14 protein-coding genes and 1 pseudogene are annotated in these 12408 nt (G+C 40.2%); 14 read left to right on the top strand and 1 reads right to left on the bottom strand.

Annotated features, from left to right (window positions below):
- The first annotated feature begins 216 nt into the window (after positions 1-216).
- Complete coding sequence (locus tag DZC72_RS11215; protein ID WP_125223024.1) at positions 217-855, top strand: hypothetical protein; 639 nt, start codon at positions 217-219, stop codon at positions 853-855.
- A 378-nt stretch (positions 856-1233) separates the two neighbouring features.
- Here DZC72_RS11215 and DZC72_RS18110 read toward each other — a convergent pair.
- Positions 1234-1344, bottom strand: a pseudogene (locus DZC72_RS18110) (IS110 family transposase); the annotation flags it as partial.
- 114 nt (positions 1345-1458) lie between these two features.
- On the opposite strand from DZC72_RS18110, the gene DZC72_RS11210 reads away from it, so the two are divergent.
- The 13 genes from DZC72_RS11210 (at position 1459) to DZC72_RS11150 (ending at position 12103) form a co-directional block, all read left to right on the top strand.
- Positions 1459-1911, top strand: a complete 453-nt coding sequence (locus DZC72_RS11210; RefSeq protein WP_125223023.1) for a hypothetical protein — start codon at positions 1459-1461, stop codon at positions 1909-1911.
- 54 nt (positions 1912-1965) lie between these two features.
- Positions 1966-2322, top strand: a complete 357-nt coding sequence (locus tag DZC72_RS11205; protein ID WP_125223022.1) for a hypothetical protein — start codon at positions 1966-1968, stop codon at positions 2320-2322.
- A gap of 125 nt (positions 2323-2447) precedes the next feature.
- Positions 2448-3395, top strand: a complete 948-nt coding sequence (locus DZC72_RS11200; RefSeq protein ID WP_125223021.1) for an alpha/beta fold hydrolase — start codon at positions 2448-2450, stop codon at positions 3393-3395.
- A gap of 119 nt (positions 3396-3514) precedes the next feature.
- Positions 3515-4090, top strand: a complete 576-nt coding sequence (locus DZC72_RS11195) for a Crp/Fnr family transcriptional regulator (RefSeq protein ID WP_125223020.1) — start codon at positions 3515-3517, stop codon at positions 4088-4090.
- Between the two features lie 60 nt (positions 4091-4150).
- Entirely contained in the window at positions 4151-4768 is a 618-nt protein-coding gene (locus DZC72_RS11190; RefSeq protein ID WP_125223019.1) for a DUF998 domain-containing protein, read from the top strand.
- Positions 4755-5276 (top strand): GNAT family N-acetyltransferase, encoded by a 522-nt coding sequence (locus tag DZC72_RS11185; RefSeq protein WP_125223018.1) that lies wholly within the window; start codon positions 4755-4757, stop codon positions 5274-5276. The genes DZC72_RS11190 and DZC72_RS11185 overlap by 14 nt, the downstream gene beginning before the upstream one ends.
- 122 nt (positions 5277-5398) lie before the next feature.
- Entirely contained in the window at positions 5399-5977 is a 579-nt protein-coding gene (locus DZC72_RS11180) for a DUF7010 family protein (RefSeq protein ID WP_125223017.1), read from the top strand.
- Positions 5978-6093: 116 nt separating this feature from the next.
- The gene (locus DZC72_RS11175) at positions 6094-6636 is read left to right on the top strand and encodes a DUF7010 family protein (RefSeq protein ID WP_125223016.1); all 543 of its coding nucleotides are present in this window, start codon (positions 6094-6096) and stop codon (positions 6634-6636) included.
- A gap of 39 nt (positions 6637-6675) precedes the next feature.
- On the top strand, positions 6676-7179 hold the full coding sequence (locus DZC72_RS11170; protein WP_125223015.1) for a hypothetical protein: 504 nt from the start codon (positions 6676-6678) through the stop codon (positions 7177-7179).
- Positions 7180-7300: 121 nt separating this feature from the next.
- Positions 7301-7930: a GyrI-like domain-containing protein gene (locus tag DZC72_RS11165; protein ID WP_125223014.1), complete on the top strand. Its 630-nt coding sequence runs from the start codon at positions 7301-7303 to the stop codon at positions 7928-7930.
- A gap of 293 nt (positions 7931-8223) precedes the next feature.
- Positions 8224-9108, top strand: a complete 885-nt coding sequence (locus tag DZC72_RS11160) for a pirin family protein (protein ID WP_125223013.1) — start codon at positions 8224-8226, stop codon at positions 9106-9108.
- 357 nt (positions 9109-9465) lie between these two features.
- Positions 9466-10797 carry an ADP-ribosylglycohydrolase family protein gene (locus tag DZC72_RS11155; RefSeq protein WP_125223012.1) on the top strand — a complete coding sequence of 444 codons (1332 nt, stop codon included), beginning with the start codon at positions 9466-9468 and terminating at the stop codon, positions 10795-10797.
- The gene (locus tag DZC72_RS11150) at positions 10790-12103 is read left to right on the top strand and encodes a nuclear transport factor 2-like protein (protein ID WP_125223011.1); all 1314 of its coding nucleotides are present in this window, start codon (positions 10790-10792) and stop codon (positions 12101-12103) included. Before DZC72_RS11155 ends, DZC72_RS11150 begins: the two co-directional genes overlap by 8 nt.
- The last annotated feature ends 305 nt before the right edge of the window (positions 12104-12408 follow it).

The following is a 12408-nucleotide window of genomic DNA, read 5'->3' as shown; positions in this document are numbered from 1 at the left end:
CAACAAAACCTAAACGTAATGCGGACTTTAGGGCAAAACTGAAAGGTGTGAGTATATTTATGATGTCGCTAAATCTTATGGATTTAGCTTTAGAGCAGAAAAATAAATCAAAACAATAAGCTTTAGCTTCGTGCTCGGACGGAAACGAAAAGTTTCCTTGCCTCAGCACTACGCTTAGCTCAGACGTTGCCATTAATTTAAATAAACCTAATCTGAATGAAATTTTTTATTATCGAAAAAAAGGAGAAACACAAAAAGTTTACAGATTCCCAATTACTAAAAGAGATAGATAAGGAGTATAAATTCGACGAAAAAAAATCCAATAATCACAAATCAATATTCTCTAGAACAGAATTGAAAAAAAATGTTAGTTATACATATTTAGTCTTAATTATTAGCCTAGTATTACACATTATTGGATTAACGATAATTTTTAATATCGAGAATGATTCTGATGGACTTGTTACTATCGGTTCAATCGTATTATTGAGCGCAATTGTACATGGGTTAGTGATGATAACTCTTCCTTTTTGGTTCAAAAAAGAATTAATTTTCAATAAAGAAAAGGGATTAATTCAGACCAAAACCTTGGTAGGCCTAAAAACAACTAGAATAAATATCAACAACATTTACCGAATTGTTCAAAATGTTGACAAGCAATATTCATACTATACATTTAGGGAACGTAAAAATGATTTGGTTTCCGAAAAATCGCCAATTTTAGTTGTGAAAGCAGAAGATGTAGAAACAATAGAAGCTTTAAACACATTTTTTGACAATAATTTTCCTAAAATAAGTTTGGAGAAAATAACGAATAATGAGATTTCTAGTTTAGAAAAGTGCCTTTTACGTTAAACTTTCATAAACCCACGAAATAATGACATTATATAGTGAAAGACGGCATCAAAAATGTTGCCACCGTAATCAACAATACTGGCAATAGAATTTTAGTGACAAATTATTATGCTCTAACATATGACTTTAAATCAAACGAAGGTTATATTGCTCTAAAAAAACCTAATTATTGGAGACTTTACACCCTAAATTGGACTAAAAGTAGGTCAAGACAGTTACTACAAGGAATCGACATTTGAAAAGTGTATAGAAAGACTCAAGGATTTTAAAGGTGAGGACCTGATTACAGTTTGTGATTCAGCTGAAGTGGAGATTCTTTATAGTAAAAAACTAATGACAACAAAGAACTGAGTTAAAAAATAAGTCTTTTTAGTTCAATTATGATACATAATTCTCATCGTAGGGCAGCCGGGATTTGGCAATCGCAAATGCCTGTTTCAACAACTTGTTCGACACAGCAATCAATGCAAGTTTCTTGCTTTTCCCCTTCCCTGCCGCGAGCATCTTGCCCGGGCCTTTAAAAGGAAGGGGCAACTAACGTGCTGCTCGAGGTAAAACCGTTGTTTAACGAAGTCCTTTCTGGCAACAAGTACAAAAATGAATATGAGAAAGCTATATTTTTTCAGTGGTCTATTTTCGACTTTGAGTGTAATCATCCTTTTGGTTACCGGTTCCCCGTTACTTACAATCGCTCTGGATAAAAACAATGAAATTCCTTTGGGAACCTTCATAACTTGGATTGGTATGATTTCATTACCCTTTACTATCTATTGGGGCTTCAAAGACCTCAGAGAGCCTTCGAGCAAATTCAATGGAATTCTATCAAGATTCTTGAAAATAATACTACTGTTGGGCATTCTTTGGGTTCCAATATCCTATGTACTTTCTGGCAATCTTTCTTCCACTTTTTCGGAAAGAACAATCTTTCAGGGTGGTCAACTTGCCATGCGGTGGTTTTGGTGGTTGAGCTATGGGATTGGAATTGGAGCAATACTTACATTAATCGTATCTTGGATTTCATTGTTGTTTAAAGAGAAGAAAACTGTTAACCATTAGTAACGCGTGCCTCATGCTTATGCGGTTAAATTTTAATTAGATATCAAAAATAAAATGAAAAAATCAATTATAGCAGTCTGTTTACTGTCCTTACTTTATTTTGAAGCAAGGGCCCAGACAGAATTCATATTGGAACCTTCCCAAAGTATGATCATGACCGGGAAAGGTACCGGTCAGGACGCAACAATTAATCCCTTTTACGGCGAGGATTGCTATGGCATTGTCAAAAATATTGGGGATAGGCCCTTTACTATCAGAATCCAACAAACTGAAAACGTCATAGAGGAAATACCCATTGAAAAAGGCGAAACCAAAAAAGTGAAACTTTTAAAGGGGTATGAATTGTATTTGGACCCCAATCCGGAAGACTTGGCAAAAGCAAGTGTCGATTATGAGAAAATAATAGAATAGGAAACTTTTAGGCCAAACTTGGCGTATGAGATCCTTAATGCAACAATTGATTGCTATACGGTAATAGCATCCTAGGTTTCAGAAGATTTTTTATACTATATTATCCCCTTATTTTAAATGATGGTATGAGACTGTTATACTTGCTTGCCGCTCTCCTTTTATTCACGAATTGTGCCGACAAATATGCCGCGTACAAAAAAGTACCGGAGTACATCACCAATCCCTCACCTTCCAAGGCGGCCTACTATAAAGCCTATGACAAAACCCTAAACTTATGGGATGTATCCTTTGAAGAGTTATACATCACCACGACGAATGGCATTGCCCATGTTATCGTGAGCGGTCCTAAAAATGCAGAACCCGTGGTTTTGCTTCATGGAATGAATGCCAGTTCTACCATGTGGTATCCAAATATTGAATCTCTTAGCGAGAACCACAGGGTGTTTGCCATTGACTTCATTTTAGAACCCGGAAAATCCTATTTGTACAATGATTTGGAAAGCGTAGAAAAGGTAACGGATTGGTATGAGGAGGTTTTATATGTTTTGGATTTGGACGAATACCATTTAATTGGCGCGTCCCGAGGTGGTTGGTTGGCGGTTACCTTGGCACTAAAAAATCAAAACAAGATCAAAAGCCTTATTTTATTGAGTCCGGCCCAAACCTTTACCTGGATCAAACCCAGTATGGATTTATTGAAAAACATTGTCACCTTACTGGCTTCCAAGGAGAAACAAATAGCACAAAGTTTGGAAAGTTTGTCCGAAAATGTGGATAATATTAGTGATGCTTATTTAAAACAGTACAAACTAGGATTGGATCTGGAATCAGAAAATAAGTTTGTCACCAGCATGCGACCTTTTTCGAATGACGAATTGGAATCCTTGCAAATGCCCTTATTGGTGCTGATTGGTGATGACGATATGATCAATACCGAAAAAACGGTCGAAATTGCCAATTCCCTTCCAAAAGGGAAGGGTGAAATTATTCAAAACGCCGGGCATTTTTTATCCATCGACCAAGCGGAAGTGGTAAATGAAAAAATGGGTGCGTTTTTAAAAAATAAATATTAAAATAAAATAACCAGTTAATAAATTTTTAGTAATTAAAGTAGAATCAATTGGTTGTATTATAAAATCCACCTTGGTAATCCTTGAACTATGCCAACGCATTTAAAACTTAGTTTTAAAAAATGTCCCATTCCCTAATAACACATATTAAGAAATTTATTCCCCTATCCAACGCATTGCAAGACAGATTAACGCAAATTTCAAAACCCAATACATTGGAAAAAGGTGGCTTTCTACACAGGCCAGGGCGGGTTTGTGAATACACCTATTTTATTGAAGCGGGACTCCTACGTGTTTTCTACAAGAAGGGCAAAAAGGAAGTAACGGACAATTTTTGTGCGGAAAACGAGTGGATTACCTCTATTTATAGCTTTATGAAGAATGTTCCTGACAATTGCTATATAGAGGCCTTGGAAACATCGGAATTGATAGGTATCCATATTCAGGACCTCGAAAGGTGCTTTAAGGATTTCCCAGAGATGGAACGCTTTGGGCGAATGCTAATTTCAAACTACTTCCTACAGCAATCGGAACGGATCATATCGATACAATTTCACACGGCCTTGGAAAGATATGGGTTTTTCCAAAAGACCTCCAAACATAAACTGTATAGAGTGCCCCTAGGCATGTTGGCCTCGTATTTGGGAATGAGCCAAGAAACATTGAGCAGGGTACGTGCCGCAAAGGGAACTTTTTGATTTAAGTCAAATGCACGAAACCCATACATGGGTAACTTAGCAATGTTGAAAGTTTAAATTATGACAAACAAAAAGTATGCGCTCATAGGTTTTCTTGCACCTGCTATTTTCTGGACAACCTATTTTATAATGGCCAATCAGAGGACTGAATATAGCTTTCTAACGAAGGCCGTTAGCGAACTAGGTTCCCTAGACGCTCCAAATAAATGGATTTGGAATATTTTTGGCTATATAGTACCCGGTCTTCTTATTGCTGTTTTTTCTGTAGGTCTATACAGAAGCATTGTTCAGGAGATTGGAAGTAAACTACCGTTATACGGTATATTTTTAAGTGGGGTATTTATGGCCATTTCGGGAATATTTCCAGGCGATTTTGAAAATAGGCAGTCCACCATCATGCTACTCCATAGCGTGGGCAGTATGGGGAGTTATCTATTTTTTCTCATAGGCGCCTTTACCTATCCCAAACCCATGAAAAAAACCGTGAAATGGAAAAGCGTGGTAAAGCCGCTATTGCTTTTAACGTGGCTTACCATAGGTATTGGAGTATGGCCATTTGTATTTATCGAATATCCTGCCGTTGGACAACGGATTGTCTTTTTGCTCTATTTTTCATGGATTTGTATTGCTGCATATACCTTATATAAAAATCCCAACACGAAATATGAAGCCGTTTAACCTTCGTCCCTGGAGAGCTACCGATGTAGATAACTTGGCACGCTTTGCCAACAATGAGAACATTGCCAAATATTTGACGGATAAGTTTCCTTTTCCCTATACCAAAGCCGATGCTGAATCCTTTATTGCGTCTGCCAATAGGAGCCAGTACGATATTATTTACGCCATTGAAATCCAAAATACGGCCGTGGGCTCCATAGGTCTTCATTTACAACAAGATATTTATAGGAAAAATGCCGAAATTGGCTATTGGCTGGCCGAACCTTTTTGGGGACAGGGAATCATTACCAAAGTCATTCTGGAAATGTTATCTATTGGATTTAAGAGGTTTGATATTGAAAGAATTTTTGCTAGACCCTTTGAATATAATCGCGCCTCACAAAAATGTCTTGTAAAAGCGGGCTTTACGATGGAAGCGAAATTACCCAGAACAGTCTACAAGAACGGAGAATATCTTGGTGAATTGATTTACGGCATAAGGCGGGAAGATTTTAAAGGATTAATGTAACATTTAATTGATCGTTACAAAAATCCAACACTCCATCCCAAAAATCACACAACTGGGTAGGTTAAAAATTGAATTCCTTTCGTCAAAAGTTACTTTTATTTCATAATCAATTCAGAATCATCATGAAAAAGCAGGATTTAAAAGCACTTAAATTGGAATTGGCTATCAATGCCAAAAGTGGTATTGATTTTATCATTTCAGCCTCCATTATTTGGAGTATCATTGCCTATATATGGACGTTGCCCATAGAACCCTTTGCTAAAAGTATCCATACCTTTTATATAGGTATGATTATGTTGCCATTGGCATTTTTATTATCCAAAATCCTAAAGACCCAATGGAATACCAAAACAAACCCCTTACAGCCCTTGGGCATGTGGCTCAATGTTGCCCAGCTCTTCTATTTTCCCTTTTTGTTCTTTGTACTAAAGGACAATCCGGATTATTTCGTGATGACCTATGTCATTATAACGGGAGCCCACTTCTTCCCTTATGCTTGGTTTTATGATGAAATAGGCTATGCTATTTTCGCCGGTATCATTTCCGCTGGAGCTTTGGTCGTCGCCATGAATGTGAACCCTGCACAAATGTTCTATGTGCCGCTTTTTATGGTAGGTTGTTTGACAATGTTGTCCTTTTGGTTGTTGATTGTTAATCGAAGAAAAAGGCTAGATGTGAAACCAAATATTGCCCAAATTTAAATTACTCCTGTAAATCGAATAGATTTTAATTAAATTTCGATAAAACCATAGAATTTGGGTATCACGGGGAAATCGAAAGAAATAAAAGGCCGAGTACAAATAATAAAAGATAGGTCATGAACAGAACACTTGAAGAACAACGCATTGAATTTGCCAATCAAAAATTTTTGGCCACGCCTTTGGCCGGGCTCTTTGTTTGGACCATCATTGGGCTGGTCGGGTTATTTTTTTCGGATTTTATGGCGGTTTGGGCCATTTTTATAGGAACTGGAAGCATCGTCTACCTAGGTTTGTTCCTATCAAAGTTCACGGGCGAAAACTTCCTGGACAAAACAAAGCCCAAAAATGAGTTCGACACCCTATTTCTTTACACGGCCGGCCAGGCGATTCTCGTATATTCCATCGCCATCCCATTTTTCCTTTTAGATTACACCTCCCTGCCCATGTCCGTTGGTATTTTGACGGGATTGATGTGGTTACCGTTTTCCTGGATCATTAAACACTGGTGCGGCATCTTTCATACATTGACCAGAACCGTGCTGGTGCTTGCGCTTTGGTATCTTTTTCCAGAACATCGATTTGTGGCAATTCCTTTCAGCATCGTTTTGATTTATCTGATTACATTGTTCATTTTAAGTAAAAGACCAAGAATCGAATGAACATATTTATAATAACCAATCCCACTATCCTGGAATACTTTGAGAGTCCTGAACGTCCATAAACGCATCCTCCCCCTTCCCAAACAAGAGGTGGCCGCACTCCTAAAAACACTTTCTACTACAGATGACAGGATATGGCCCTATGAAAAATGGCCCGCCATGAAATTCAAGGAAGGATTGAAGGTGGGGTCCAAAGGCGGCCATGGCCCCATTCGGTATACGGTGGAAAAATATGACCCTGATGAAATGATCCAGTTTCGGTTTTCCAGGCCCCAGGGATTCCATGGCAGCCATACATTTGAATTGAAAGCCCTGGGTGGGGAAGCCACCGAAATTAAACACACGATTGCCATGAGAACTATCGGTAAAGCGACTTGGCTGTGGATTTTGGGCATTCGGTCCCTGCACAATGCCCTTATTGAAGACAGTTTTGACAAACTGGAAAACCAGTGTTCTGAACAAACCAAAAGAACCCCATGGAATTTTTGGGTACGTTTTCTAAGAAGAAAATTGGCAAAAAGAAGCGAAACGGTAGCTGATTAATAGTGCGCTACAGCCGTATCCGGATTAAACCGGTGGTTCATATTTTGTTCTTGAATTAAACCTGCTGACAAGGGGATGTCACAAATGCCTCTTAATTTTGACCCAATTAAACAATTGTACCATGAAACACGAATGGAGAAAAAAGGAGAAAGAAATTTATCTCCCACAAAACAGGCCCCAAATATTAGATATCCCTGATTTCAGTTACTTTACGATAGAAGGTGAGGGAAATCCAAACAGTGCCTTTTTTTCGGAATATATCAGCGTTTTGTACGCCCTTTCCTATGCAGTAAAAATGAGCTATAAAACAGGATTGGCACCTAGGGACTATTTTGATTGTACGGTTTATCCATTGGAAGGCGTGTGGGATATCAATGATGAGGCAAAAAAGAACTTTACGGGCACCCTAAATAAGGACGATCTTGTTTTTAAGCTGATGATCCGTCAGCCCGATTTCGTCGACCAAAAGTTCTTCGAACTCGTGTTGCAACGTACCAAGGAGAAAAAGCCGCATGTCTTATTGGATTTGGTTAGATTCGAGACTATTAAGGAAGGTACCTGTGTTCAAATGTTGCATTTGGGGAGTTATGATACGGAACCAACAAGTTTTGAAATCATGCAGAAATATACGGTTGCGCAGGGATTTGAACGAATTTCCAAAATTCATAAGGAAATCTATCTTACCGATGCCCGAAAGACGGCCCCAGAAAAACTAAAAACGGTATTGCGATTTCAGGTAGAGAAAAATTAAGTATAAATTTGAAAGAAAGCCGTTCCGTAGTAGTTGTACTGCTTTAGCTCTTTTTCAGAAAGGCGGCGAAAAACAATTCAAAAAGAAAAAATTTCAAGTTTTGGAAAACGGGGGCTCAATTTTTTTTGATTGTCGATGCAAAACCGTGACGACCTATTTTTTCTTCCTTCAAAGGATGTTTTTTAAGAAAAATATAGCATCGTCCAAAGTTGATTTTTTGCTATATTTCAAGGGAATGGTCGGCAAAATAATTTCAAATAAGGTCATGCCGACAATCGAAATCCTCAAAACCCATGACAAACAATCAGATTCTCGTAGATGAAAAACCGGCGGATATTGGCCAATTTACCGTAGGCCGACTCCTGCCCATCCGTAAAAAGCGACAAGTAGGTCCCTTTACCTTCATTGATCATATGGGGCCCGCTACCTTGGGAAAAGGCATCTATATGGACGTGGACCAACATCCTCACACCGGTCTAAGTACCTTGACCTACTTGTTTGAAGGCGAAATAGCCCACAAGGATAGTACAGGCGCAGACAAAATTATTACCCGAGGGGATGTAGGTTTCATGACATCCGGCAAGGCCGTAACCCATACGGAGCGTACTCCACCCCATTTACGAACAGATGCTACATTTACCATGCACGGTTATCAGGTGTGGGTGGCCTTGCCCAAGGAATTGGAGGAGATGGAACCTAATTTTCAGTTCGTTCCAAAAGAGGACTTACCCATTTGGGAAGAAGGGAACACCAAATATACCTTGGTGGCGGGCGAAGGCTACGGCCGCAAATCGCCCCTAAAAGTTTATTCGCCCTTGTTCATGCTTAAAGTTGAAAGTCCGGAAGAAAAGACCATTAAAATCAATGGGGAACTGGAAGGCGAAATCGCCATTGTGGTGGTCACTGGCAGTGTTTACGAAAAAGATTCGGAAATCAAGGCCGGCCAAATGCTGATATCCAAAACAGAGGACCACTGCGACATTAACGTGAAGGAGAACACGCAGTTGTTGTTGTTCGGGGGGAAGCCCTTGGGACGGGAACATTATTTATTGTGGAACTTTGTATCGTCTGACCGGGAAAAACTAAAACAGCAAAAACAGGACTGGATGGACAAGAAATTCCCCAAAGTTCCTGGCGATGATACCTATATTCCGTTTCCTGAAATGCGGTTGAAGTAAGGCGATTGCGCCCGTCTCTAGTTATACATTTTCGTTTCAAACCAATCAGACTATATTTAAGTATTATAATAGTGTGAAAAACATACTAATTTTTTGAACCTAGGAAGAGCGTGAGAAATCTAAAGAACCAGAAATAAATTCCTCGTCGCCCCGTTATCCATCGGAGCTCTGATGGAATGACAAAAACAAACAAAGAATCGTTTCGCACCTGTCAGACTGAGCGACCTGCCCTGAGCAAAGTGGTATGGGAATCGAAGTCGATTTCAAGGAGGGTAAGAAATCCAAAAAATCCAAGTTGCCAAATCAACTACTATCCCCTATTTTTAAGGAATAATCAACCTGATTAAAACCTCCTTAATGAAACCAAAGGTAATTTGCCTTGTCATCCTCTCTATATTCATTTTGGGTTGTAAAAATGACACCAAAGAAACAGCTTCCCCTAAGGAAACAGAAAACATAACCATATCCAGGGATATGTACAAAGACCAGCTCTACGGATTTTGGTTGGCACAATGCATTGCCAATTGGACGGGGCTCGTCACGGAGATGGACAAGATTGGGAACATCGGTGAAATTAAAACCGGGGATTTCTATACCCGAGACGATTGGGGCAAACCGGACCAACCCAGTATTTTTTCCAATGGAGAACCAAGCGACCTATCCCCCAACATCGATTTTGTTTTTCGGGACACCACGGAAATCTGGGGCGCCGACGATGATACGGACATTGAATATATGTATCAGCATCTGCTAGGCGTGAACAATACCAGCATATTGAGTCCGGAACAAATACGGGACGGATGGTTAACCCATATTCGCCCGGAAGAGGAAAACTATCTATGGGTCTCCAATCAAAAAGCCTTTGACTTGATGCAGGAAGGGGTTTTACCTCCAGAAACGGGCAGTCCGCAACGCAACGAACATTTTGAAATGATCGATGCACAGCTTACAACAGAAATTTTCGGACTCTTCGCCCCTGCCCGACCGGATATAGCGAACAAACTCGCGGACCTTCCCATACGCACCGTGGCCCGTGAAGAAGCCGAGGATATTTCACAGTTTTATGTTACCATGTATTCCCTCGCCGCAAGTCCCTCCGAGCAAAATAGGCCCCAACGCATAAAAAATATGGCCCAAAAGGCCCGGGAAGGGTTGCCAAATGGCGAGTACCCCGCCAAAATGTACGACTATGTCCTTGACTTATACAACTCCGGGATTCCTTGGGAACAAACCCGGGATTCCATTTATGAACGATATCAGGTACATCAATTGGACGGATATGACATCACCTCCCAAAATTTATATTGCAACGGATGTTTTGCCGCAGGTATCAATTTTGCCGCTAGTTTGGTCAGTCTATTCTATGGCGAAGGAGATTTAAAGGAAACCATTAAAATTGGGGTGCTCACGGGTTGGGATTCGGACAATCCCACGGCTACTTGGGGCGGCATGCTGGGTCTTATGTTGGGTAAAGAAGGTGTGGAGAAGGCCTTTGATAAGCAATTCTCCAATAAATTCAATATCCACAGAACCCGACAAAATTTTCCCAACGATGGAATCGATACCTTTGAAGAAATGGCCGAAAAAGGACTTCGCATCACGGAGAAGGTCATTCAAGAACAAATGGGCGGTAGCATCGACCTTGAAAAAAATGTTTGGACAATCCCCTTAAACAACAAAGATGAATAGAACAATTATTTTATTGGCCCTTTTCGCCCTAGGATTTACTTCCTGTAAACAAGAGGAAAAAATAGCACCTGAGGAACTTGCAAAACAGTATTTCGAGATGCTGAATACCTCAAACTATGCCCAAATCCCGAATTTATTGGCGGATAGCCTTGTAACCGAGGAAGGGGATTATACTTCCACATATTCCCATGAAGACTACGAAGAACTATTGAATTGGGACGCTGTTTTTGACCCAACCTATGAGGTATTGGATATCGTTCAAGAAGAAAACGGTACGGTAAAGGCCCGGGCTTCTAAATTGGACACCCGTATCCAATTTTTAAATGAAAAGCCATTTGTAAGCGACTATTATATCACCATTGCAGATGGTAAGATTATCAAGGTCCGGACAGAATACGTGGATTTTGATGATGAAACTTTTGGAAACAATAGGACCCGACTGCTCACCTTCATCAACGAAGCGCATCCGGAACTCAATGACTTTCTGAACGACCAGACCGAAGAAGGCGGAAAAAAATACCTGAAGGCACTGGAACTGTATCAAAATCGGCCCCGATTTGATTTGGGGAAGGATTTATTGCTAATGCATTTTGACTGTAAAACCGATGTGGACGACCTGCATGCTGCAGCCGGACTGTTAACGCTTATGTCCCACCCCAACTTTATGCATGTAAACTACCACGCGGTGGCCGGATCGTATGGAATTCAAGATGGGCTTTATGTACCGCCCAATGACCTCTTTCAAAAAGCTTTTGGTACCAACTGGACCGATGCCCATAATCGTATGGAAGCCGCTGTAGAGGTAGTGGCCAAAAAGGCAATGACAACGCTGGAGGCCCAGGGTGATATCTGGATTGCCGAAGCAGGTCAGTCGGACTTCTCCGCCAAACTGGTAAAGGCCCTTCAAACAAAACTTACGGAGTTAGAAACTAGAAATAGAATTCACATTGTACAGCACAGCGATTGGAACGAGGAAGTGACCAGCCCTGAGCTATTGGACTTTGCCAAACAACAGACTGATTATCACAAAATCCCCGATGGCAATGCCGTTGGCAATGGTACCCCAGGTTTCCGTACGCCCGGTTACACACAATGGCAGGAAGAATTAAAAGACCCCAAATTGAAATCCGTTTGGGAGTTGGCCGTTAAACTATCCCATCAATACAATGGCAAGGACTGGCGTTATAACAATGAAGCTGTTTCAGAGGATGGACTGGACTTTTCGGACCTTTCCGAGGTTTGCTGGATGCTACGATTGGAGGATATTAAGGATACCGAGGAATTCTTTCAGCGTTATGCTAGATAGTCGTTTTAAGTAAGGACTTTTTCATGTCGAACCTTATAGTCAAGTGTCATTTCTAACCTGTCTGACTGGGCGACCTGCCCTGAGCGCAGTCGAATGGGAGTCGAAGTCGACTGTAAGGAATGTAAGAAATCCAGGATTAGGTTAGATTCCTCGTCGCTTCGATGGATATCGAAGCTCCGTGGGGATAAAATAAAACAACAAAAGACTTTACAAAAAAGGCAAAAATGCCCTTTGCAAATAAAATTAATTCCTGTATTTGTATTAAGAAATAATCTAATTTTAATTTTTAATCCGAATGGGGTTTG

Source organism: Maribacter algicola (genome assembly GCF_003933245.1).
In the GTDB taxonomy this organism is placed as follows: Bacteria; Bacteroidota; Bacteroidia; order Flavobacteriales; family Flavobacteriaceae; genus Maribacter; species Maribacter algicola.
This window is presented reverse-complemented; position numbering and strand designations above follow the sequence as displayed.